The sequence below is a fragment of the Kaistella sp. PBT33-4 genome (genome assembly GCF_029194425.1).
Classification (GTDB): domain Bacteria; phylum Bacteroidota; class Bacteroidia; order Flavobacteriales; family Weeksellaceae; genus Marnyiella.
On the sequence record NZ_JARFYL010000005.1, the window covers coordinates 40,052 to 62,484 of the forward strand.

Consider the following 22,433-nt stretch of genomic DNA (forward strand, 5'->3'; position numbering starts at 1 on the left):
ACGTTTTGGATTTTATATTTTACGTCCTCTTGATTTGACAGGCTTCTTCTGCTGATCTTCCTGCTGTTTATTGGCGGGTTGCTGCTGTTTGGGCTGAAGAGGTTCTTTGACATTCTTGGTGGCTTCGTTGGTCTTGCCATCGGAATTCACTGCCTTTTGCGTGGTATGGTCTTCTGAAGGCTGGGATTTTTCTTTTAATTTATTGGGATTGGTAAAGGAAAAATCTGTCTTGGCGGTTTCTTTATCGAAGGTAATATAGCCTTGATAAGCTTTTCCTTTGCTATCAACAAGACCGTCTACATATACCGTTTCCCCTGCTTTGAATTTTTCATACTGCCGGTCATCCAGTTCTTTTCCTCTGAATATTTTTGGGGCCTCCCCATCTTTGTTTTGAACTTGCTGACTGGATTGATTCTGATTAAGGTTGTTGTTGTTGAAAATAAATTCAACATAGCGCTTGTCCGCATTGAACTGGACCGTTGCCTCGAATAATTCTCCTTTTTTAGAGGTCATACCTTTCAGATAAAGCGGCTTGCCTTCAAATAAAGTTTGTTTTTGTTGCTCTTCCAGCTTGATGCCCTTTATCTCATCAGGAATTTTCATATACTCGGCCCTGTAAGCGACCAGCTCGTTGGTCAGTCGGTCACGGCTGATCACGGACGGGATGATCTCATCGGTCTTAGGATTGACAAGATCTACGACCCGGCCCATATTTCCGCTTTCTTTGAGGTTTTTCTTGTCTTCTTCGGTGAAGTCATGACCAAGAAACTTTAAATTGAGATTCGGTTCTTTGCGTATGCCGTGCAGGTGAACTGCTACTTCGCCGGTATCTCCGGTCTGTAGAGAAAGTCTGACATCCATCTTGCTAACCGCTGTTCCCAAATTAATAGTAATGGGAATAAGATTATTGGTCTTAAAGCCTCGGAGAAGTGGATCCATAGCATTCATCTTCTCAAGCTTTTCCTGATTAAGACCAAATTTTTCCATGGTCTTCCAGTCGATCTGTTCTGGTTGGAAACGATATTCCTGATTGTCTGTCTTGTTTTCCATTGTGTTCTTATTTTATATGGTTTGTATTTTTCGGTAAGACTTCATATTCTTTCATATTTCCTTTTCTGCCGACGATGCTTGATCAAAATCCTGCTGGAGGTTTTACGCTGTGTTCATCATATTCCGAGAAATTGAAGAAATTGAATGCGAAGGATTCTTAAACTGTCGGTAAAAATTGAAAAGAAGTGGGTGAAGAGGTCACAGTGTTTGGCACCCAATCAATTGATCATTGTCTTTCTTTTCTGTTGACGCGAATTATTGCATATTCCCCTGTTAGTCTGCTCCTATGCCCGTCTCGGCCGCATTGGTATTCATGTTTAGAATAAGCACTGTGTCTGACCCTGACGTGATCTCATAGGATTCATTATGCGTCTTCTTTTCCATAGCAAACATTTCGTCCTATGAAGGTAGGGGCATACATGGTAAATGCTTTGATGTGGAATTAAGATTGCTTTTTTGGCAGCTTTTGTCCTTTTATCCGGAACTTAAACATTCTCTGATAAGCTGATGTACATCGGACATTTTGTAATAAAGCTTCCCACTGATGCTATAGTATGGCAGCTTTTTATCGGTGCGGTAGCGTTGCAATGATCTTGAACTGATTTTTAAAAGTTGCAATACGTCTTGGTTGTCAAGCAGCACCTCCCCGTCGATCTCTATAAATCTGGATTGGTTGGATGTCACATGCTCTTTTAGGATATCAAATCGTTCCATGATCCTATCCATCCAGGCTATAAATTCTGTTCTTTCGATATTCATAACTGTGATTTTTTTTAGGTTAAAATGATATGAACAGTTGATCAACTTTTATTGTGGTAAAGTTGAATAATGAACATCACATAAAATCACTACCTTTTCGTAGTACCGAAAAAATATTTTCACTTTATAGTTTGTAATCAATCTTTTTAAAGATTGCTCAATCTTTCCTTGATGGGTCACCAATGAGTCATCAGCCGAAAAAAAAAGTCAGCTGTTGCCTCTAATATTCGGTTGATGGAAATCCTTAAATGGATAATTGAAAAATACCAGGTTAAACAAGGAATGAATTTATCTTTCCGATTCCTTACCAACCCAACCTGTAATAATCACCTTAAGTAATTATGTATGCAGCAGAAATTATCACCGGACAGAAATTTACATTTCATAAGACGAGACATACTTTTGGAACACTGTTTTAACCGACGGTGTTCCATTGGAAGCCTCAGTAAACCGATGGGACATACAATATTTCAACAACACAGATTTATGCTAAAATTACCAGTCAAAGTAGTAAGGATATGGATTTGATTGATCCCAAATTTCAAGCTATGGAAGAAGTGATTTCTACAGCTAATTGAACACCATTTTTACACATCTAAATAAGCGGCACTTAACGGTTCTGCTTTTTTTAACTGTAATTTTAAAGCAAAAGCACATTTACTCTCCGCCGCAAATCCAAACTCAGCAAAAGAGCTTTTTTGCTTCAACTGAAACAAAAAATTGAAGAACGAAACTTCTCCCTCCCACCCCATTGCTGATTTCATTTTTCAAATATTTGTCACAGGCTTTCATAACCTGGTCATTTATTCCACAAAGTTTATTACAGAATTATTTTCCATAATCAACCGGTAAAAAGGCAGCTAAGTTATAGCCGGCAGCAGCCGCAACTCCCAACCAAAAGACTACGGCATAATGGCAAGGCAAAATGATGGCTTCGCCGAGAGGTAGCGTGTTGCCTTGCCACCCTCCGGGACTTATTCCGTTTCCTTTTGGTTTTTCCGCATAGCCCGCTTGGATTATCTGCTTTCTTTTTTCCGGTTTTTCTTTTGGAAAAATCATTTGTGAAGCGAAGCAAGCCACTAACGGGAAGCCAGAAAAGCACACGTAACAAAATAAACAGAACGATTATGAACATCATCGGAAGACTGACAAAAGATGCCAAAGCACACCCATTGTCGAATGAAAAGCACGTTGTAAACTCTTCAGTAGCGACCAAGGACAGCCACAACACATGCAGGGTGACGTGTAGAGCAAAACCTGCTTCGATGTGCCTACTGGCTAACAGCAAACGGGGTAAGACTGCTCACAAAAGGCACTTCGGCAGAACTCACAGGCAGAGTAAGCACAAGGGCATGGAAAGACAAAGACGAAAAGCCAAGAGCAGGGCTTATTTCCATATCTCACAAACTAAACTGCACGGAAGTAGCAGGAAAGCCGAAACCGTACAGGCTACTACAGAATCGGAAAACAACGTGTTTGTAGAGGAAACAACGAAGACCTCGCATTTTAACAGCAAGTATTCAAATTATTTTTTAAACATCAAAATTTTATCAAAATGGCACACAACATTAATTTCAACGAGAGAACAGGACGTTATTCATTCTTTAGCGTTCAGCAAAAGGCGTGGCACGGTTTAGGACAAATTGTAGAGCAATATCCAACAAGCGAGGAAGCTATCAAACACGCAGGATTAGATTATGAAGTCGTACAAGCTCGATTATTTTCTAAAGGTTCGGGCCTTATCGAAACTGAAAACGGTATTGAGATAGGCAGCACAGAATTGGAAGTACCTAATTATTTTGCCAACATTCGCACTGATAACAACGCCGTTTTGGGTGTGGTAGGAAAAGATTATCATATTGTACAGAACCGTGAAGCCTTTAATTTCTTTGATGCGATTGTAGGCAGCGGCGAAGGCATTTTTTATGAAACCGCAGGAGCATTAGGCAACGGCGAACGTATTTTTATCACAGCCAAATTGCCCGATTATATCCGTGTAGGCAATGGCGACGATATTACAGAAAAGTACATTTTCCTAACCACTTCGCACGACGGTAGCGGAAGCATTACAGCGGCATTTACTCCTATCCGTATCGTTTGCCAAAACACGCTGAATGCTTCATTGCGCAATATGACAAATGTCGTACGCATCAAACATACGTCAGGAGTAAAGCAGCGTATCGATAATGCTCATAAAATTATGGGATTAGCGAACACATTGAGTAATCAATTGGAAAGCACTTTTAATGATTGGAGTAAGGTAAAGGTAACGGACCAGGAGGTAAAAAAGTTAATCCAATTGGCACTTTGCCCAAACAAGGAAACGCTTGACCTCATCACAAAACGTGCAGAAGATGAAATCTCCACCGTGTTCAAAAATACGGTTGATGATGCTTTTGCTTATGCAATGATGAGCGACACCCAGCAAATGGAAACGACAAAAGGTACTTTGTTCGGAGCTTACAACGCAGTTTCAGGCTACTATCAGAATATTAAAAACTACAAAAATGATGAAGCCAAATTACAGAGCATTGTATTGGGAGGAACTGCCCAACTGAAATCACAGAAGGCATTTGAACTGTGTGCTGCATTTGCTTTAGACGGTGCAGATATTTTAAATCTTAATTAATTAGCAACAGGCTACCGTTTTAAACAGCGGTAGCCTGTTAAAAAGCAATATTATGACTACTTGGTGCAGTAATACGGTTGTTTTCGAGGAGAAGCCCGAAGCTGTCGAACACATACAATAGCTTTTCCAAACGATAAAAAGCAAAGGGCATCCAGAGATAAAAGGACAATTGCGCGATTTGGTCGCCAACACACACGGTGGTTTCTTCTTCACTATATATTGCAATGAAGGAGATGAACACGCTTTCCAATTTGAAACAAAATATTCGCCTAGCTTTGAAAATATTCAAGAGATTGCAGACATTTTAAAGAGATTTACTCAGGATGATGAAAAATGGAGACCGCTGGTATATGGTAGGGTGAAATTTCTGACGGGACTGTCACATATTATTTGAAAGATGAAGCTTTTGAAAAATATCAATTTGACGAAGAAACGGCCAGCTATAATTTTATAGGCGACACCTTCGAGAGTGATTATGACGTTTTGAAAACTTTTATATACCGAAGTTTCCAAAAACAACAGTTGAAAAATTTAACGATTGAAAACCGGTCAGCAAAAAAGACACTTCCTTCCTTAGCTCGGAAATGTCTTTTTTGCATTTAGTAAAGGTGCAACCCATTTGATGAAAATGTATGCTCCGCCATTTTATCAAACCAGTTGCGGGTTTTTTGCGTGGGATATTCGATATCCCATTTTTTAATTTGGATTGACTTATTTCCTATCCACACAGAATGCCAAAAACAATCAAAGCATAGGCAATCCATTTGCCGATACGCTCTAATAAAACGCGTGAATACTGTTGCATGAAAGCTGGAAAAACTTCCTGCTGCTTATTCGCTAAACAATCTTTATATCCACAATAAACGGGATAATACCAGGCACCAACTGGACTGTAACCGCATCCATAAATATTAAAATTTCACTACCTAAATATAGTCGGCAAATCGAAAAGTAAAGATTTTCAAGACTAAATGTAAAGAAAACACAATTGGATTTGCATACACAAAGTTAGCCTTTGAATTGAAAAGCTCTTTAAATGGATTTTAATTCACGTTTAAACTGAATCTAATCTGTTGGTCATTGAGCAGCTGCTGAGTTTTACACCGGTTGTTTTCGTACACATGCACATTGCCAAGGAACAGTGAAATGCTTTTCAATGGGAGATTGATCGACGGGTGATGAGATGCAGGTGATAGATATCCGACATAAACCTAAATTAGCATCAGAACTGCGCGGATATGCGAACACTGCCAGCTTACCCTGATCGGTTTATCCCAGTTGAAATGTGGCGGGTCATACGGTAACTTCCAGTCATCTCCCCACGTAGGTGACTGAACCTCTCCTAATTGTGGGAATTCGTGTGTGTGTGTTGTAGTTCATTCATCCCAAATTGGAAAACCTTCTTATACTAGTTTTCGATTATTAGGGAAGATTATAGAAAACACTTTTTTCAAAAGCAAATACACCCGCTACTTCATGCACCTTCGCAAGCAGGGACTGGACATGAATCAGGTATCTGATCATCTGTTGGGAGAGGAAATTAAAAAGAATATAGACCCATAGTCTTTTTTACTGTTAACGGATTTATATAGAGAAAATTAGATATTTTTTTTTCCTCCCTACAGTCCGGCGGCCGCTTTGGCCGCCATGTGCAAGGCTGTTATGAAGAAACTTTATTTCTTAGTCACCTTCCCGGTTTATTAGAACAGTATAAAATATTCCCCGCATTATTTCACCGTCATTTTAAATACCTTCAACTTCTGATTGTCCAAGCCCGTTACTTCAATCAGATAGTTTCCTTTTGAAAGTTTTCCTTCAAGATTAAATTGCTGGATTTTGTTTTTTGAAAGTGCCTGCTGATTAACCATCCTTTTGGACATATCGTATATTTTTATGCTGCATTTTTCTTTTGCCAAAATACTACCGGAAAGGCTGAAATTTCCGCTGTTGGGATTATTGTACAGTACCAAATCTTTGGCAGGATCGGCTTCTGTTGTACCCAACGGGTTAATCAGGTCGAAACGGGCAAGAAATCCACTGGTAAAAGTGGAAATATTTGGTGAGATTTGGGTCTGATAAGCCGACTCCGTTGCGATTCCTGTAGCTGCGGTGGTGCTGCCATACAGATAGAAGGTGTTCTCTCCCTGGGTCAAGATGCCGATATTTTGCTGATCTATACTTGGATTGTTGCCGGGGCCGCCATAATAGGAGCACCACTCTTGATTTCCGTTAAGGTCAAAACGCGAAAAGAACAGATTGGTCGAATTTGCCGTATTGTTGGGTTTGGTATCTGTAAATGCACCAGACGTCGCAATATTGTTACCATCGCCGCTTGCACCACCAGTAATAAAGATCCCGGTAGAATTAAGCGCAATAGGGTTGTTATAGGTTGGCATCTCCACTCCATCGCTCCCCATATAGGTACCCCATATACGGTTGCCGTTTAGGGTGAACCGGGTTAGATACAGATCACTGCTACCGGTAACCTGAGTCTTATGCGCCCCGGATGTAGCAAAATAGGAGTCATTGTTTCCAAAATTGAACTGAATTCCGGCCAGATAAATTCCGGTCGCGTTTACCTGAATACCCGTAGTTGCAAAGGGGGTAAGAGTAGCGGGATTGCCAAAATAAGTACCCCAAACGCGATTACCGGTAGCGGCATCAAGTCTAGTAATGGCTTCACCACCCTTGGCTGTTTGCCAGGTTCCCGCAGTAGCCATTTGATTGTGTGCAGGATTTACATCGTTCTGGCTTAGAACGTATAGGTCATTCGCAAAATAGACCAGATCTCTAACGCCCTGAACAGGCAAATAGGTTGCCCACTGTAAGGCCCCTTGCGGATTTAGTTTAGCTACAAAACCGTTGTGCTCGGGCGTAGTGCTGTTAGGCGTGTAATACAGTTCATAGTTGGTGTAAAAACTTCCCGCAGTTGCTAAACCTTGCTGGACCTCCGTCTTACCAAGAATATAAATGTTGCTGTTCTCATCCTGCACGATACTTGTGTAACTGTCCTGGCTAACAGGAAGGAATGTTTTCCAAATAACATTTCCCGACTGGTCTTTTTTATAAATCAGCGAATGTAAAGATGATGCACCGGAATTGGGGTCAGCAGGATACCATGCACCGGCAGTGCCTGCCTCCGCTAACAAACCAGATGACTTTTTCAAATAAATTCCCTGTCCAAGATGATCAAACGCGATCAGATGCTCCGTAATAGGATGATTTCCATTGCTATCTGTAATATAGGTGGAAGTAAGTATATTGCCGGTTTCATCAAATGAGCCCTGAAGTATATCACTATTATAATCTGCATTTACTGATTGCCCGCCAGCAGTTATATACTGATTGTAGTAGCTTAGCGGGAGACTTGTGTTTCTGTGAACCCCGGAAAGGATAAATACCTGATCGGGATTCAGCGGATGGGTAAATACTCCTCCGTCACTAAATCGCCATCCACTTCCTGAGTGTGCGGGCCCGTAATAGGTACCCCAGGCTCGTTCGTACTCGAAAGATTGGGCAAATATTCCACTATAACAAAATAATGCGAGGCTAATTAAAATACTTTTCATGTTCCAATAATATATTAAATATTTACCAATGCAGGAATTGGTACTTTATCTATTCTGCAAAGAGTTGCGTTATTTATTATGTAACGACAATATAATAATCATTACCTACAAAAAAAGACGTAGCAGTAAGATTAGTATCTGTATGTACCCATGGTTGCGTATGACAAACTGCTGTAGATGTATTGTTATAGCCGTATTGATAACCTACACCAATGTAACCGCCACCTATACCGTGGGCAAGATCATCATATTCACTCAACATTCCACCCCATCCTGCGGTTAGCTCGAAAACATTTAATATTGTTGAAGCTTGCTGGGCCGGATCCGAAGGTACATAAGTGCCAACCGTAGAACCTGTAGTTAGATAGTATGTCCACCCAGAAATAGGGATGTTTGCGATTTGCAAATTTTTAAATTTTTTGTACACTGTCCACCATTGCCCGGAGGGATCGTTATATGGTTGTATCCAATTGTCTGTGCTCGCCGATAGTACAGGAGTGCAATTTGCCTCGTTAATTGCAGTAATACCCCCACCGTAAATTGTCCAGTGCGTATAGTTATATATAGACATCGCATCACTACCTGTATAAGGAGGCGACCCCTGCGCAAAATAAGTGTTCGCAGTAAAAGAGAGCAGTAATAAAAAGAATAAATTTTTCATAGGTAAATTTTTTAGTAATTAGCCTTAGTTATTTTATGATACTTCACTAGATTTGCACTATATGCTGCAAATCCTTGATTGATTATACTTTTTTCATCAGTACTTCTAAAGTTTGCTTCCGAACCCCCTGACTCTATAATTAGCTTTTTAGATACCGGCAGTAGAATTTCAATCCCCTCCTTACTTAGCTGACCATTGGGTTCAATGTATTTCATACCTGCTTTACCAATCGATTTAACTGCATCTTCAAAGTTCTTCATCTCCTGATTTTGCAAGCTTTCCACCGTCATAATGGTATCAGTTTTCATCCCCTCGTTCTGACATGAGACGGCAAGTAAACTGATGAATGTTAAAAAAATAGCTTTTTTCATAGTGTTCAATTATTTATTTTTATATATAAAAATTTAAGAAGCATTATCCGAATAATTGTCCCCTGCCGCACCCGAATAAACCATAGCTGTAAAATAAGAAATAGGCAGCCGACCTTGTTACTCTGCCTTTGTAGGCCCAAAGCAGAATGGCATTTAATAGTCTAAAAAGAACTATATTTTATAATCACCATTTCGATCTGGAAGTGATAAACAGATCCAGGTTATTTTACCGTCATTTTAAACACCTTCAGTTTTTGGTCCGCCCCGCCTGTAACTTCGATCAGATAGTTTCCATTTGAAAGCTCTCCTTCGAGATTGAACTGCTGGGTTTTATTTTTTGAAAGTGCCTGCTGATAAACCATCCTGCCGGACATATCGTAAATCTTAATGCTGCATTTTTCTTTTGCCAGGATACTTCCGGAAAGGCTGAAGTTACCGCTGTTAGGATTGTTATACAGCACCAGATCTTTTGCAGCATCCGCTTCGGCAGTCGACATTGCATTTTTCAGGTCGAAACGGGCGATAAAAGCGGTCGTCTCGTTGGTATTATTAGGATTTCTTTCCGGCATCCAGGCGCCCTCAGTGGTAAATCCCACATTAGAGTTGGTGCTTCCGAAAAGGAAAAGCTTACCACCATTATAAACAATGTTGAGTGGCTTCTGAATATTAGTTGCAGCCGAACTGCCTCCGTAATATGAACTCCAGACAAGATTGCCGCCCGCATTGAATTTTGCAAAAAACAGATTGGTCGTAGTACTGTTAAAGTTCTCCGGCGCAGTCTGATAGGCTCCTGCAGTAGAAATGTTGTCGGTTGATCCGTAAGTGGAACCTGAAATATAGATTTCAGAACCGTTTAATGACAGTACTTTATCAAACGAATTCTGCTCCCACCCGTTTCCTCCGAAATACGTGCTCCACTGCCTGTTTCCGCTATGGTCGAATTTACTGAGGAACAGATCAGAATCGCCTGCAACCTGCGTGCGGAAACTTCCGGGAGTAGCAAAGAAGTTGGAATTGTTCAGGTTATAATCTTCACCTGCCAGGTAAACACCGGTTTCATTTACTTCAATATCAAGGGTAAGAAACAAACTGGTTGTCACCGCAGGCCCGTAATAGGTTCCCCAGCTACGCTGCCCTGTATCCGCATTTATTTTGGCGAGTGCAACACTGGATACTGTACTTTGGAATGCACCGGGTGTGGCCAGTGTACTGAGGTTGGAATTGGTATTAGGTCCCGTAATCATGTAAAGCGCATTTCCGTAGTACGCCATATTAGTTACAGCAGCCGGAAGGTAAGTAGCCCATACCAGTTGTCCGTTGGAATTGAGTTTTACCAAATATGCATTAGCCAAAACATTATTTTGTGCATCATACATAATATCAAAGTTTTCCTGCAGTACGCCCGGTGTGGTAAAGTTCTGTGAAATAGTTGTTAAACCGGAAATATAGACGTTTCCCACTGCGTCCACCCTCACTGCATTTTGGTATGTTTTACCCGGCAGAAATGTCGCCCACACCAGTGCTCCGTTTGCGGCATACTTGGCCAGCATATTTTTCTTGTCGGAATTCTCAGGATCAGTGGGCATCCATACACCCGCCGTTGCACTAAGTGAGGGTGCAGAACCCAGATGGTATTGCACAAAACTATTGTCCTGTGCGTCAACATAGTGCAGTAAGCTCATCTGTGCGGCAGGCGCCAGAGAACCCGCATACTGGTAGCCATATTTTGTAGGAGAGCCATTTGCCGTAATGGCTACATCAAACTGGTTATTGTGAGGGGGCAGGTAGTTTTGCCCACCACCTGTTACAAACTGATTATAATACGTATCCGGATAAAAACTGTTGTACCAAATATGGCCACGCATAAACATGTTTTTCTGAGAATCAAACGCGATTCCCATCTGCATAACATTACCAGACATCTGCGCACCCGCAGGCCCAAAATAAGTGCCCCAGGTGCGTTCGTATTCGAAGTTATTTTGCGCATTTGAAAATTGAACTGTTGCTATTAAACATAGCGCATATAAAAATTTACTCATGATATTAAATATAATAGTCTTACATCTTTATTGTATAACCAGATAGGTTGTGTTCGTCGTAGGCAGATAAAACCAAAAAGCGTCAGTCAAATTTCCATCGACAAAATCGTTGCCTTGCCAGCAGTTGCTGAAGTTTGGGTCGCCCATAAAAAAATCAATATCATTGGTAGGCTGACCCGTATTTGGGTCAAGTGACTGTAGTGAGCAAAACTCCCATCGAGTTAATCCCGATATAGTGTTCAAAATACCTGAATTAGGTGGAGATTGCATCATGACATTTCCTGTGGGTGACAGTCTTACTGACCATGATGAAACAGTGGGTAAACTTCCATTGAAATTTGGTATTGATACCTGATAATTACCAGGAAAATTAAATGAACCAACCGCTTCAGGTGTACAATTTTGTTGGTTACCCGCCACAATTCTTGCGGCAAAAGGGTAATTTGAGTAGTTTTCAATATATAAGGTGCCTTGAGCGCCTAAATTTGTGGCTAATAAGGTTATAGTAAAAATTATAAAATTCTTCATGCCTTTTGATTTATTAGGGTTGTATTACAAAATAGGTTTCACCACCTGCAGTAAACCAAAATGCTTCGTAGGGAATCGGATACCCAGGGGTGGGGCCCACGTAGTCCACCACAGGCGTGCCGCATGCAATTGTACCTATTGAATTGCCACTATATGGAACAGAATTACCATTTACATCATCTACTGTAAATTTATTCATTTGCCAGGTGGTGGATAATCCTAAACTGATAAGTAATGGTGCTAAATGTGACTGTGTGCTTACACCGCCGCCTGCGAAATAAACAGTCCACTGATCTATCGGGGGAGTTTTGTTCCCGCTTAGATGATAACCATCATATGTTACTGCTACTCCAGGAGGAACTGGCACCGGATGGTTTGTTCCATTCACGCTTGGGTAACAATTGTTTCCTGCATCTGACCCAACCAGTGCATTATATAAATTATACTGTGTATAATTAAATATATTAATTTTCCCTTGTGAAAAAATTCCCGTGTAAATCACAACGCCAATTAAACATAATACTTTTTTCATATTAATTTTCATTTTTTACTTGGGTTTGGATTTTGGAATAATTTTGAAAGTATATTTCGCTGGCTTTTGAAATGACTTTTTCTTTATCCTCCCGGTTGTTAAATTCAAGAGTTTGGGAGTTCACACCATGAGATTCAAGAAGTTGTTTTGACGCAGCATATAAAATATTAAGGCTTCTGTCATTAAGTTGCGTTCCTAATCTGGCTTTTTCTTCAGAATTTGAACGGTTTTCGGCCTTCATCAAACTTCGTAGAGCATTGTCAAAGTCAATCATTTGCTGTGATTTTAGACTTTCGGCAGTAGTAACCACTGCTCTTTCTGTATTACAGGATAAACCAGTTAATAACAAACCAAACAACATGGTTTTTAAAATTCTTGTTTTCATAATCATTTAGATTTAAGTTTTTAATTAAGCTAAAGCTATAAAATAAATTTCAACGTATTGTATTAGCAATCATTTTTGAACGGTAAAATCATATAAAATAATGGTAAAATCTTAAAATATTTTGGTTTATAACCACAAAAAAGATGGTAATCACAAGTTTTTGTAAGTCTATATTTATATTTTGCCACCTGAACTTTTAAACAATAAAAAAACTCACAAAAAAACCAAAGCCAAACTGAATTACATTAAAAATAATTTTGAGAAAAACCTTGAACAATACCAGGCTCAGGAAGAGATTCTGGCAGAAAGAAACTCTCACACTAAAACGGATCACGATGCCACTTTCATGAGGGTGAAGGATGATCATATAATGAACAGACAGCTAAAACCCGCGTATATGCACAAATCTCGACCGAAAACCAAATCATTGTAAATTACACCATTCAACAACAAACTAATGACATCAATACTTTGGAAAGTCATTTGGAAATTTTTGAAAAACTTTATGGCAAGGAAACGCTGGATCAGTTGGAAGAACTCACCGCCGATGCTGGTTAAGGAAGCGAGCAGAATTATAAATTGCTGATTGAGAAAAATAGTACCCCGTTTATAAAGTACAATACCTTCGATAGCGAGCAGGATGGCCTTTACCAAGCCAAACGCAGGACCTAAGGCAAGGAAAATCTGCATTACAACCGGCACGAAGACTTTTATGTATGCCCCAGTGGCCAGCGCATGCAGAAAACCTATGAAAGCATCCGCACAACCAAGGCCGGTTATAGGCAGAAACTCTCGCATTATCAGGCTAAAAACTGCCCAGAATGCCCACTGTGAGGTGTTTGTCACCACTCCAAAGAAAACCGCAGCGTAGAGCGCGACCACCAGTTGGAGCGGTACAAAGAACGGACGCGGCAACTTTTAACAAGTGAAGAAGGCATCAAAAAACGCAAACAACGCTCAGTTGAAGTGGAACCTGTGTTTGCACATCGGAAACATTGCAACGGATTTAAGCGATTTACCCTAAAAGGGCTTAAAAAAGTAGAATTGGAGTTCGGATTACATGCTTTAGCACACAATTTAAGAAAGAAAGTTGCCTAAATAAGAGCAACTTCACTTTTTTTAAACACAGAACACAAACCATCCTAAAATAAATCCGCCTCAATTGGATATTGAGACGGATTCATATATTCATTGATATTGCTGTTAATCACTGCTATTGAACTGAAAAGTTAATTGCTTTTCGTTTCCAAAATTGTCCGAAATCCACACGTCAAAAGATTGTGAAACGGTAGATGTGGAATTGTAATACAGCCTAAATTGCTTCGTTTGCAATTCGTACAGGTCGTTGGGTTGGTACGGCGGCTCATCGTAATACTGTAGAGTTCCGTGTCCATCAAATTGGAAGTAACGAAGATAGTATTGCGTGTTGCTGTAATTTCCCGTTCGCTGAATGATAATGCGTATTTCTACCGTCTGGCCATTGCCTATATCTTTGGGTATTGGCATCACTTCTACCTCAAAAGGAAAGTCGTTTTGGATATCGAGTTCATCATCTTTGCTGCAAGATACCAAAGAAATTGATGCGGTAAGGATTGCGAGCATTACATAAATCGGCAGTAATACCAATCTAAAAATTTTGAATATTGCTGTCATTGTTTTTTATTTTAAAAGTTAAACCTTAATCCCACACCCGCCGAAGGTCGGAATTGTTCCAAATCAGTACCCCAAAATACCTTTGTACGTCCTTGCAGCACCAGCACCAACCGGTCTGAAAGGTAGGTTTCAAAAGTAATTCGTCCGCCGGCTCCGTAAATGAAATTGTCTTCGCTCAAAATTATCGCACCGTCATACAACGTCGGTTCGCCACGGTTGATGCTTTCGTAACCGACAACTCCTGTAATTCCTAAATTCAGTGTGATGCTTTTTCGAGCATCGCCCAACAGGAAAAAACTGTAACCGCCTTCTGCAGTGAAGGTTTCCTGCGGAATACAGATGTCTTTGTAATCGTGGTACCGATGTGCATATTCCAAAGCCCAGAGCTGGTAATTTCCACTTTTACCATTTATTGTCGTGCCGATGTTGAGGTAATAGTCATTGCCTATTTTATCATCCGATATTACGCCCGCATTTAGTTCCAACCCCCTTTGTTTTGGGAGCATTCGTTGTGCCTGTGCAACCGTAAACGCCATCAATATGAACATTACAGTGCAGATATATTTTTTCATAAAATTATTTTAAAAGATTATTAAAATTTCAGATGCATATCATTGATCAATCGTGCTTTTATCAAATCCGAGTTTTCTACCTGAAGCGTTTGATGCCTGCCACCGTTTTTTTCGTATATTTCAATAAGCAATATCTTGTCATCCTCAATGGTAAACTGGTCTAAGAGATACACGTTTTGTTCGGTTAGCTTTCCGCCAATCTCGACTAAAGGCTTGTAAGTTCTAAGCGGTATCATTGGTCGTTCTTGAACTACGGTGCGTTTAGCAATTTTTTTATCCACGACTTTGAAATTCATAAAATCTATTTGGAAAGGTACATTGGTCCGATTTCTCAATTCTGTATGGAAGTAGTATTTGTCGTTGTGAATGTAAATTCCTTTAAGAATAAATTGAATACCGAAACTCATTGCCCCAATATGTTTTACAATGCGTTTGTCTGTATTGTAAATGGTTTCCAAAAGCAAACCTGCCAAAGACGGTGAATTGTCGCCCAATTCTTCAAACAAAACATCGTTACCATTGGCTTTATCAACTGTTTTCTGCATTGTTAAAAGGTCATAGCTCAACCCTTCGGGATAGGAACTATAATACACATTGAAACTGTAAAAACGTCCGTCATTAGTAATGACCGAGAAATTTGTCTCTGGCTCAAATGCTCTTACTGCTGCTTTTACACGTAGTACGTTTTCAGCATCTTCTGCTTTTCCTGCAATCAGATATTCACTTCCCAAATCCACGTAACGAATGGCGGTTGGGAAAATCAAGTGTGAGGTTTTATCGTAAGTCACTTCCATCGTGTAAGGTTCTATTTGGCCCAATTCGAGTGATGTTCTTATACTGTCCTGCGCAAAAGATTGTACGGTAAAGCCGAATACCAGGGCAAATGCCCAGAAAGTTTTGAAATATTTTTTCATTGTTTTATTAATTTGGATTCTACATTATTTTTTAGAAACAAGGAAGACCCGATGTCCTGCCTTTAGGGTAACTTTTGGAGTACGTACCTTTTTTGCGAAATAACCCGAAATACCTTGTACCACGCCACGGCTAAGGTCTGCAGCAACTTGTTGTCCGGCAGATTGTGTTAGCATCACACTTGTTCCCGAATTTTGGCTCATATTTCCAGCCATTTCGGTAAGCGCATTTATTTCAGGAGAATATGGAACGTACAAACCTTGCTGCCCATCCAAATCATAAATTGTAATATCTACGGGAATGATATTGCCATCCATTTCTACTGAAGAAACTTTAAGATGCAGCCTGCCATTCTGAAATTTGGCATTTGCCGTTACAATTGTTCCTTTTGGAATGGTTCGTTGCGGTGTTTGGGCAGCTTCCAGCAATCTCAATCGAACGCCTGTTTCGCCGATTACCGTTTGACCCTCGTGTACACAGGCTTCAATACTGTTTTTTGGCTGTACTATTTGCTCTTTAAAACCTGCGGTATAAAATCCACGGTTTTTGGCTTCACTCCAATCGGCTAAAAATGCACTGTCGGATGGTTCGCGATACAAAGCGGAAACCGTGCTTTTTCTTGCCGGAGCGAACGCTGCAAAATGTTCTTTTTCTGATGTTGATGTTGTTTGATCTATAGCATAGGTAGGAGAAACTTTTTCAGTATTTGTATTCTGCGGAAGATATTTAGCCGCCATTTGGTAGGACTTTTCCATTAAAGCCAATTGGTCATCCACCGTGGTCGCACGAGGGACATCCCTCTCACCCAGCCTATCTCTCAATTCTTCCACTTGCCTGCGAAGTTGCATCGTTTCTGAATTATCATTTTGATAAAATGAACCTAACGTGCTTTGTGCATTTCGGTAACTGTTGAGTGCAGTATTAGCTGATTTAGCAGCTCCAAAAGCATTGCTTTCCGCTTCAGGGTATAAGCCTTCTTCACTGTTTTGTATAGTGTCTGTGTTCCAATAATCGGCAAGCGTTGTAAGCGCATTTCTTTTTTCCTGCTCTTGATTTTCCAGCATTTCCTGCTCATACGCTTTTTGCTTATCCGACTGCATTCCCGCATCAGTAGCTTGCGGAACAACATCATTCAAGCCGATACTTTCGTTTTGATCTTTATTGGAAGACGGCTTAAAAATCAAATACATACAGCCGACAAACACAATACCCATTAAAACAAATATGAGCGGCTTTTTGAGTTTTTCCATTTTATTTTGTGTGCTTTCGTGAAACGCATCAGCGGTGTCTTTCGGGCTTCCTTCAGTTACCTGAACCACCGGTTTTTTGTTCTCATTTTCTTTCATAAAACTAATTTTTCAGAATTGTTGATAATGTGTCCCGCAACTTTGCAGGACATGGATCATTTTTTGAGGACAGGGTTTTCGATATGCTCGATAACCATATCGTTTTCGGACTTTGAAGTGTCGTACCAAACCTTGCAAATCACAAATGCCGTTAGCAATAGATAGCTTATAAAAAAGTAAAGGGTGTATAGGTGTTGTTTGCGCATTGACAATGCCCGCCAGCGTTCATCAATCTTGTCAAAGTAACTGTCCAGATTTGCTCTTATTTTTTTCATAACCTGTACTTTATCGTTCGATGACTTCCACATCCTTATTTTCTATCACTGCAAACTTTTCGATATTGAAGCCCTGGGGATTATTATCCGAGCGAACAGAGTTCACAAGGAAGCAAGATGTGATCAGGTTACGTCTGGTTACATTGCTGGAACGGATGATGAACTGTTTGGCATAAGTTTGCACTGCATACGGATGTCTGTCGAAGTTGCAAACCACGCTGTCTACTTCGATGCGCTGTTGTACGTTTCCTGAAATGATGCGATTGTAATACCCTTTTTCAGATAGGTCTTTGTAATAATCAAAAGCACTTTTATCGGCAAGGTTGAATGCCCGTTTCATATTGCTTTCAATAGCATTTTTATCGGGAGCCAATGTGAAAAACAATTCGTGAAAACGTCTTACGTGTTCTCTTGCTTCAACAGGGCGGTTTATCCTTGCATCCTGCGATAAGGCAAGCATTAATGATTTACCGTTATCTAACACATAAATTTTCTGACGTTGTTCTTCTGCAAAACGGTAGGATTGCCATACGGCAAATCCTACCACTCCAATGCAGACAGCGGCAAACACAATGGCATACAAACGTATCTGCCGAAAGCTGTTCTCTATATTTCTTAACGTTTTAAATTCCATTTTTTAATTGATTATTGGTTTTACATTATTTAAGTAATTGACCGCTGATGTTTCCAGCTGCGGATCCGGCTCCTGCTCCTGCAAGGTTTCCGGCTATCATTGCTGTATGGTTGACATTGCGTGTAAAGTTTCCGGCACCCCCGGCTTGGATAATCCATCCTGTAACCGTTGGAATTGTGAAATATCCAACGATCCCGATGATCATAAAAATGATATACACCGTGTTGGAAGTATCAGGAATAAAGGTTGGATCGGACAACATTTGAATGTCCCGTTCCAAAATCAATGACTGTATTCTTGCCAGCATAGAACTGAACAGATCAGATACTGGAAGCCAGAGATAAACACTGACGTACCTCGTAATCCATTGCGTGAGTGTGGTTTGAAAACCGTCCCATACTGAAATTGCAAAGGCAATGGGCCCAAGTATTGACAGTACAATTAGGAAAAATGTCCGTATGGTATCAATAACCAATGCTGCTGCATGGAAAAGGACCTCTAATAAATTTCGGAACCAATCCTTAATAGCTTTTTCTATCTGATATGCCTGCCTGTCCATATACATTCCAGCCATTGTTCCAATGTCGGAAGGCGACCAACCCAACTCATCCAGCATTTGGTCAAACTCTTCATCAGAAACCATAAAAGCAGTTTCAGGATTTCTAACCATTGCTTCGTATTCTAACAGGTCTTTTTGCTGTTGCAGTTTGTTGAGGTCAAGCACTTGGTCTTCAAGGATTGAGTGCGTTCCTGTAACCACCGGACTTAATACCGCATTAATACTTCCCAACACAATGGTTGGGAAAAACATAATGCAAAGTCCCAAAGCAAACGGACGCAAAAGTGGAAACACATCGATAGGTTCGGCACGGCTTAGTGCCTGCCAAACTTTAATTGCTACATAGAACAAAGCACCCAATCCTGCGAGACCTTTTGCTACAGCCGCCATATCTGCAGCAAGAGGCATCATATCATCGTACAGCGCACGAAGAACTTCGTGAAGATTATTCCATTCCATAACTTACCAGTATTTTTGGTTGGGAGTTCCATAAAGGTCAAGCACTCTTTTGGCATCGTTTTTTTTCTTTGCTCTGAGGTAGCTGACAGATATGTTTTTGTTGGTATAGTAGCGGACCAGACTATGGTAGTCCTTTACTTCTTTGTACACACGGTCAATTACTTCCATACGTTCCTTGTCATTCAATGAAAGACCAGATGCCGATACAATCTGTTTTAGTTCTTTCAAAAGCGCTGTACTTTCATTCAAAAGCGAGGAATAACCATTACCGATGGCGACCAGTTCCTGTGGTGTAAAGTTGGGATCGTTCATCATTTTGCCAAAATTCTGAACATACATTTCCGAAACATCGCCCACTAAAAGAACGGTTTGTTGAACTTTACGGGCATCTTTCACCAAATTGTTTACTGCCTTCAGCTTGTCGTAATATTCCTTTCCCTGCTCATACACTTTTTTTACTTCATTGAAGTTTTTGACCACGTTGCTTACAGTGGAAGAAGTCTGAACGATTTCGTTGGCACTGTTGAGAATTCCTGAAGCCAGATTTGTAGGGTCTGTAACTACAAATTGAGCTTTTGCTGGTGACGTTGCAGCGAGCATTAATGCCGTATACACCAGATACATTATTTTTTTCATTGTTCTTGAATTTTAAAATGTTACGCGTTATTAATTTACATTATCACGCCTTTGCATTGCGATATGCTTAATGGCGAGTTCTACGTTACCGTCCAATTCAGAAGCGAGTTGCATCACTTCCATTTTTTCGGTTTCTTCAGTGGTGTATGCGAGGTATTCCTCAAGACTAACTTCGGTGGCATAGACTGCCGAGTGTGTACCACCTAAGCCTATCCAAACCTCTTTGTACAACCGATTGGCATCATTGTTCATATTAATTGAAAGCACCTGTCCTTTTTCTTTGTCTGTAAGTCCCAACATTGACTGTATATCATCAAATTTGTTCATATACTTCCGTTGGTCTAAAAGGATTTTACAGTCGGAATTGTTGATGATGCTTTCTTTCACAATGGGCGATTGGATAATATCATCTACCTCCTGTGTTACCACGATTGCTTCTCCAAAAAATTTTCTGACGGTCTTAAATAAATACTTGATGTATTCTGCCATTCCTTCCTTGGCAATCGCTTTCCAGGCTTCTTCAATCAAAATGAGCTTACGGATGCCTTTCAGCCTACGCATCTTATTGATAAAGACTTCCATAATGATAATAGTGACTATGGGAAAGAGGATTTTATGATCTTTTATCGCATCAATTTCAAACACGATAAAACGCTTGGAAAGCAGGTCTAACTGCTTATCAGAGTTCAGCAGATAATCGTATTCGCCACCTTTGTAGTAGGGTTCGAGTACGTTCAGGAAATTCGCAATGTCAAAGTCTTTTTCCCTTACCTGTTTTTCTTCCAATACCTTGCGGTAGCCGCCCTGTACATACTCATAGAAACCGTTAAATGACGGGTACACATCTTCCGTTTTGATACGCTCGATATACCCACTTACCGCATTGGATAAAGCCACTTCTTCCGAACGGGTTGGCGGCTCATCATCACGTTTCCAGAGTGTCAGTATCAAAGTCTTGACACTTTCACGCTTCTCAATGTCGAAAACGCCATCATCGGTATAGAAAGGGTTAAAGGCAATGGGATTGTCTTCGGTATAGGTGAAATACACGCCGTCTTCGCCTTTGGTTTTTCCTTTGATGAGTTCGCATAAGCCCTGATAGGAATTACCCGTATCTACCAGCAGGACGTGTGCGCCCTGTTCGTAGTATTGCCTTACCATATGGTTTGTGAAGAACGACTTACCACTTCCCGATGGACCAAGTATAAACTTGTTCCGGTTGGTAATAATCCCACGTTTCATCGGCAAATCCGAAATATCCAAATGGATAGGTCTTCCCGTCAATCGGTCAGCCATTTTTATCCCAAATGGTGAGGGAGAATTACGATAATTGGTTTCTTCCGTGAAGAAGCACAACGCAGGCTCAATAAACGTGTAAAAACTTTCCTCACTCGGAAAATCGCCCGCATTGCCGGGCATTCCTGCCCAGTACAATGTGGCTACGTCCGTAGTGTTGTGTCTGGGCTTACACTCCATTAGTGCCAACGCACTGCCGCAATCGTTCTTCAACTGTTTCAGTTCTGCCGGGTCTTCCGACCACGCCATAATGTTGAAGTGCGCCCTTATGGAAGAGAGACCGAACGAATGTGCTTCGTTCAGGTATTTTTCTATCCACTCTTTGTTGATTTGGTTGGCACGGCTGTACCTTGCGAGTGAGTGCATATTCCTTGCGGACTTTTCAAACTTTTGCAGGTTGTCTTCGCTGTTATCCAAAAACAAATACTGATTGTAAATGTGGTTGCAGCTTAACAGCAAGCCCACAGGTGCGGCGAACGACAAACGGCAGTCACTCCGGTCAGTGGATAGTTTTTCAAAACGGGTATCTGCAGCTACCGTTCCGGGTAAATCCTCCGTATCGGACAAGGTGTGCAGGCTCAACCTTTTGTTCCCAATACGGACTTCTTCCGTTCCGAGAGCGATGTCCTGCATCGGTGTGCCGGCTTCCCTTGATAGCGTTAGGTACTGTTCCAGTAATCCCTGCTTTTCGTCTGTTCCGATGATGTCATCTTCGGTAAGGGGTTGCAGGGTTATAAAACCGCTATCGTTCACGATACGCTCAAACTGTGCTACCGCTTCCATAAACCGGTGTATTGTTTCCTTGTTCCTGATTTCCTTTGGTATCAATGAACCTTTACAAAGCGAGCTGAAGTTGCTTTGCATACGCATTCTTTCCTTAGTAGTCTTAGTTAGGAACAGGTAACAATAATGGTTTAGGAATGGTCGCTCATTAAAATGACGTTGATAGGATTTGGCCAAAAAACTCTGGTTATCCTCTGCCAAATCGGGCGCATAGCTTTCTTTGATGTACCAATCCTGTTTGTGAATGACCGTAAAATCCGGCAAGGTCTTGATAGCTTTATGCCAGGCGGAATGAATGGCTTCATATTCTGTTGAAGCTACGGTAAACAGTTCAGGCAAACGCACTTCAAAACAAGCGGTAATGTCTGCATCTTTGGATAGGATGCAGTTGTTTTCTACAGCCAGTAAAGGAAATTTGTTTTCCAATGTGGTGGTCTTTGCTGCATTTCTCATACGGCTTTCTGTTTTAGTGTGAATTTTAAATAGCGGTGTACAGGCTTGCGGCACATAATGTAGCGGGGATGCCTTTTATTGGCTGCTATCTTCATCAATCCGTGTTCGCCGTACTTCCTGTTTAGTGAAAAGGTCTGCCATACAATGAGCGAAGCACCGCCTGCTCCGAGGAGCAGGCAGACGTATGAGTCTACGCCTGCCATATACAGTATCATCACGAGGATGAGCGTACCGAGCAGCCCACCTGCGAAAATGAACAGATACTGTGCTTTCAGTCCCTTAAATTCCACTGTCCTGCCAATACCTTTGTTTATGTTGTAACTGTTCATAAA

Annotated in this window: 23 protein-coding genes and 1 pseudogene; 2 read left to right on the plus strand and 22 right to left on the minus strand. The window is 40.9% G+C overall.

The window, feature by feature from the left end; genetic code table 11:
• Positions 1–12: 12 nt before the first annotated feature.
• The 4 genes from P0M11_RS11235 to P0M11_RS11250 all read right to left on the minus strand — a co-directional run bounded on the left by P0M11_RS11235 (position 13) and on the right by P0M11_RS11250 (position 2,868).
• The gene (locus P0M11_RS11235) at positions 13–1,050 is read right to left on the minus strand and encodes a DUF3945 domain-containing protein (RefSeq protein ID WP_345774365.1); all 1,038 of its coding nucleotides are present in this window, start codon (positions 1,048–1,050) and stop codon (positions 13–15) included.
• Positions 1,051–1,524: 474 nt separating this feature from the next.
• Positions 1,525–1,809 carry a helix-turn-helix domain-containing protein gene (locus P0M11_RS11240; protein ID WP_275625758.1) on the minus strand — a complete coding sequence of 95 codons (285 nt, stop codon included), beginning with the start codon at positions 1,807–1,809 and terminating at the stop codon, positions 1,525–1,527.
• A 587-nt stretch (positions 1,810–2,396) separates the two neighbouring features.
• Complete coding sequence (locus tag P0M11_RS11245) at positions 2,397–2,573, minus strand: hypothetical protein (protein WP_275625759.1); 177 nt, start codon at positions 2,571–2,573, stop codon at positions 2,397–2,399.
• A gap of 64 nt (positions 2,574–2,637) precedes the next feature.
• Positions 2,638–2,868, minus strand: a complete 231-nt coding sequence (locus P0M11_RS11250) for a hypothetical protein (RefSeq protein ID WP_275625760.1) — start codon at positions 2,866–2,868, stop codon at positions 2,638–2,640.
• Between the two features lie 68 nt (positions 2,869–2,936).
• On the opposite strand from P0M11_RS11250, the gene P0M11_RS11255 reads away from it, so the two are divergent.
• Together P0M11_RS11255 and P0M11_RS11260 are read left to right on the plus strand one after the other, a co-directional pair.
• A complete protein-coding gene (locus P0M11_RS11255; RefSeq protein ID WP_275625761.1) occupies positions 2,937–3,446 on the plus strand; it encodes a hypothetical protein in 510 nt (169 codons plus the stop codon).
• Positions 3,365–4,438 (plus strand): DUF932 domain-containing protein, encoded by a 1,074-nt coding sequence (locus P0M11_RS11260; RefSeq protein WP_275625762.1) that lies wholly within the window; start codon positions 3,365–3,367, stop codon positions 4,436–4,438. Before P0M11_RS11255 ends, P0M11_RS11260 begins: the two co-directional genes overlap by 82 nt.
• A 1,727-nt stretch (positions 4,439–6,165) precedes the next feature.
• Here the strand turns inward: P0M11_RS11260 and P0M11_RS11265 are convergent.
• The 18 genes and pseudogenes from P0M11_RS11265 to P0M11_RS11345 form a co-directional block, all read right to left on the minus strand.
• Positions 6,166–8,007 (minus strand): T9SS type A sorting domain-containing protein, encoded by a 1,842-nt coding sequence (locus P0M11_RS11265; protein WP_275625763.1) that lies wholly within the window; start codon positions 8,005–8,007, stop codon positions 6,166–6,168.
• A 76-nt stretch (positions 8,008–8,083) separates the two neighbouring features.
• Positions 8,084–8,668: a hypothetical protein gene (locus tag P0M11_RS11270; RefSeq protein WP_275625764.1), complete on the minus strand. Its 585-nt coding sequence runs from the start codon at positions 8,666–8,668 to the stop codon at positions 8,084–8,086.
• An 11-nt stretch (positions 8,669–8,679) separates the two neighbouring features.
• Positions 8,680–9,039, minus strand: coding sequence for a hypothetical protein (locus P0M11_RS11275; RefSeq protein WP_275625765.1), 360 nt, complete (start codon positions 9,037–9,039; stop codon positions 8,680–8,682).
• 221 nt (positions 9,040–9,260) lie between these two features.
• On the minus strand, positions 9,261–11,078 hold the full coding sequence (locus P0M11_RS11280) for a T9SS type A sorting domain-containing protein (RefSeq protein ID WP_275625766.1): 1,818 nt from the start codon (positions 11,076–11,078) through the stop codon (positions 9,261–9,263).
• Between the two features lie 27 nt (positions 11,079–11,105).
• On the minus strand, positions 11,106–11,606 hold the full coding sequence (locus tag P0M11_RS11285; RefSeq protein ID WP_275625767.1) for a hypothetical protein: 501 nt from the start codon (positions 11,604–11,606) through the stop codon (positions 11,106–11,108).
• A 13-nt stretch (positions 11,607–11,619) separates the two neighbouring features.
• A complete protein-coding gene (locus P0M11_RS11290; RefSeq protein WP_275625768.1) occupies positions 11,620–12,138 on the minus strand; it encodes a hypothetical protein in 519 nt (172 codons plus the stop codon).
• Position 12,139: 1 nt separating this feature from the next.
• On the minus strand, positions 12,140–12,523 hold the full coding sequence (locus P0M11_RS11295; protein ID WP_275625769.1) for a hypothetical protein: 384 nt from the start codon (positions 12,521–12,523) through the stop codon (positions 12,140–12,142).
• Between the two features lie 363 nt (positions 12,524–12,886).
• Positions 12,887–13,438, minus strand: a complete 552-nt coding sequence (locus P0M11_RS11300) for a hypothetical protein (protein WP_275625770.1) — start codon at positions 13,436–13,438, stop codon at positions 12,887–12,889.
• Positions 13,439–13,726: 288 nt separating this feature from the next.
• A complete protein-coding gene (locus P0M11_RS11305; protein WP_275625771.1) occupies positions 13,727–14,176 on the minus strand; it encodes a DUF3872 domain-containing protein in 450 nt (149 codons plus the stop codon).
• Positions 14,177–14,187: 11 nt separating this feature from the next.
• Complete coding sequence (locus tag P0M11_RS11310) at positions 14,188–14,748, minus strand: conjugal transfer protein TraO (RefSeq protein WP_275625772.1); 561 nt, start codon at positions 14,746–14,748, stop codon at positions 14,188–14,190.
• A 20-nt stretch (positions 14,749–14,768) separates the two neighbouring features.
• The gene (traN, locus tag P0M11_RS11315) at positions 14,769–15,662 is read right to left on the minus strand and encodes a conjugative transposon protein TraN (RefSeq protein ID WP_275625773.1); all 894 of its coding nucleotides are present in this window, start codon (positions 15,660–15,662) and stop codon (positions 14,769–14,771) included.
• Positions 15,663–15,686: 24 nt separating this feature from the next.
• The gene (traM, locus tag P0M11_RS11320) at positions 15,687–17,006 is read right to left on the minus strand and encodes a conjugative transposon protein TraM (RefSeq protein ID WP_275625774.1); all 1,320 of its coding nucleotides are present in this window, start codon (positions 17,004–17,006) and stop codon (positions 15,687–15,689) included.
• A gap of 4 nt (positions 17,007–17,010) precedes the next feature.
• Positions 17,011–17,281 (minus strand): annotated as a pseudogene (locus tag P0M11_RS13320) (nitrogen regulatory IIA protein).
• Between the two features lie 10 nt (positions 17,282–17,291).
• On the minus strand, positions 17,292–17,915 hold the full coding sequence (gene traK / locus P0M11_RS11325; protein ID WP_275625775.1) for a conjugative transposon protein TraK: 624 nt from the start codon (positions 17,913–17,915) through the stop codon (positions 17,292–17,294).
• 25 nt (positions 17,916–17,940) lie between these two features.
• Positions 17,941–18,933: a conjugative transposon protein TraJ gene (traJ, locus tag P0M11_RS11330; RefSeq protein ID WP_275625776.1), complete on the minus strand. Its 993-nt coding sequence runs from the start codon at positions 18,931–18,933 to the stop codon at positions 17,941–17,943.
• Between the two features lie 3 nt (positions 18,934–18,936).
• Positions 18,937–19,569, minus strand: a complete 633-nt coding sequence (locus P0M11_RS11335; RefSeq protein WP_275625777.1) for a DUF4141 domain-containing protein — start codon at positions 19,567–19,569, stop codon at positions 18,937–18,939.
• A 30-nt stretch (positions 19,570–19,599) separates the two neighbouring features.
• Positions 19,600–22,101: a TraG family conjugative transposon ATPase gene (locus P0M11_RS11340; RefSeq protein ID WP_275625778.1), complete on the minus strand. Its 2,502-nt coding sequence runs from the start codon at positions 22,099–22,101 to the stop codon at positions 19,600–19,602.
• The gene (locus P0M11_RS11345; RefSeq protein ID WP_275625779.1) at positions 22,098–22,430 is read right to left on the minus strand and encodes a DUF4133 domain-containing protein; all 333 of its coding nucleotides are present in this window, start codon (positions 22,428–22,430) and stop codon (positions 22,098–22,100) included. Before P0M11_RS11345 ends, P0M11_RS11340 begins: the two co-directional genes overlap by 4 nt.
• Between the last annotated feature and the right edge of the window lie 3 nt (positions 22,431–22,433).

Excerpts from the sequence above, each read along its gene's own strand:
- P0M11_RS11255 (WP_275625761.1), top strand. The coding sequence starts at position 2,937 with ATGAACATCATCGGAAGACTGACAAAAGATGCCAAAGCACACCCATTG.
- P0M11_RS11335 (WP_275625777.1), bottom strand. The coding sequence starts at position 19,569 with ATGAAAAAAATAATGTATCTGGTGTATACGGCATTAATGCTCGCTGCA.
- P0M11_RS11250 (WP_275625760.1), bottom strand. The coding sequence starts at position 2,868 with ATGATTTTTCCAAAAGAAAAACCGGAAAAAAGAAAGCAGATAATCCAA.
- P0M11_RS11340 (WP_275625778.1), bottom strand. The coding sequence starts at position 22,101 with ATGAGAAATGCAGCAAAGACCACCACATTGGAAAACAAATTTCCTTTA.
- P0M11_RS11290 (WP_275625768.1), bottom strand. The coding sequence starts at position 12,138 with ATGAAAAAAGTATTATGTTTAATTGGCGTTGTGATTTACACGGGAATT.
- traM (WP_275625774.1), bottom strand. The coding sequence starts at position 17,006 with ATGAAAGAAAATGAGAACAAAAAACCGGTGGTTCAGGTAACTGAAGGA.
- P0M11_RS11305 (WP_275625771.1), bottom strand. The coding sequence starts at position 14,176 with ATGACAGCAATATTCAAAATTTTTAGATTGGTATTACTGCCGATTTAT.
- P0M11_RS11240 (WP_275625758.1), bottom strand. The coding sequence starts at position 1,809 with ATGAATATCGAAAGAACAGAATTTATAGCCTGGATGGATAGGATCATG.
- P0M11_RS11260 (WP_275625762.1), top strand. The coding sequence starts at position 3,365 with ATGGCACACAACATTAATTTCAACGAGAGAACAGGACGTTATTCATTC.
- P0M11_RS11285 (WP_275625767.1), bottom strand. The coding sequence starts at position 11,606 with ATGAAGAATTTTATAATTTTTACTATAACCTTATTAGCCACAAATTTA.
- P0M11_RS11345 (WP_275625779.1), bottom strand. The coding sequence starts at position 22,430 with ATGAACAGTTACAACATAAACAAAGGTATTGGCAGGACAGTGGAATTT.
- P0M11_RS11245 (WP_275625759.1), bottom strand. The coding sequence starts at position 2,573 with ATGAAATCAGCAATGGGGTGGGAGGGAGAAGTTTCGTTCTTCAATTTT.
- P0M11_RS11280 (WP_275625766.1), bottom strand. The coding sequence starts at position 11,078 with ATGAGTAAATTTTTATATGCGCTATGTTTAATAGCAACAGTTCAATTT.
- P0M11_RS11295 (WP_275625769.1), bottom strand. The coding sequence starts at position 12,523 with ATGAAAACAAGAATTTTAAAAACCATGTTGTTTGGTTTGTTATTAACT.
- P0M11_RS11235 (WP_345774365.1), bottom strand. The coding sequence starts at position 1,050 with ATGGAAAACAAGACAGACAATCAGGAATATCGTTTCCAACCAGAACAG.
- P0M11_RS11265 (WP_275625763.1), bottom strand. The coding sequence starts at position 8,007 with ATGAAAAGTATTTTAATTAGCCTCGCATTATTTTGTTATAGTGGAATA.
- P0M11_RS11310 (WP_275625772.1), bottom strand. The coding sequence starts at position 14,748 with ATGAAAAAATATATCTGCACTGTAATGTTCATATTGATGGCGTTTACG.
- P0M11_RS11270 (WP_275625764.1), bottom strand. The coding sequence starts at position 8,668 with ATGAAAAATTTATTCTTTTTATTACTGCTCTCTTTTACTGCGAACACT.
- traN (WP_275625773.1), bottom strand. The coding sequence starts at position 15,662 with ATGAAAAAATATTTCAAAACTTTCTGGGCATTTGCCCTGGTATTCGGC.
- P0M11_RS11275 (WP_275625765.1), bottom strand. The coding sequence starts at position 9,039 with ATGAAAAAAGCTATTTTTTTAACATTCATCAGTTTACTTGCCGTCTCA.
- traJ (WP_275625776.1), bottom strand. The coding sequence starts at position 18,933 with ATGGAATGGAATAATCTTCACGAAGTTCTTCGTGCGCTGTACGATGAT.
- traK (WP_275625775.1), bottom strand. The coding sequence starts at position 17,915 with ATGGAATTTAAAACGTTAAGAAATATAGAGAACAGCTTTCGGCAGATA.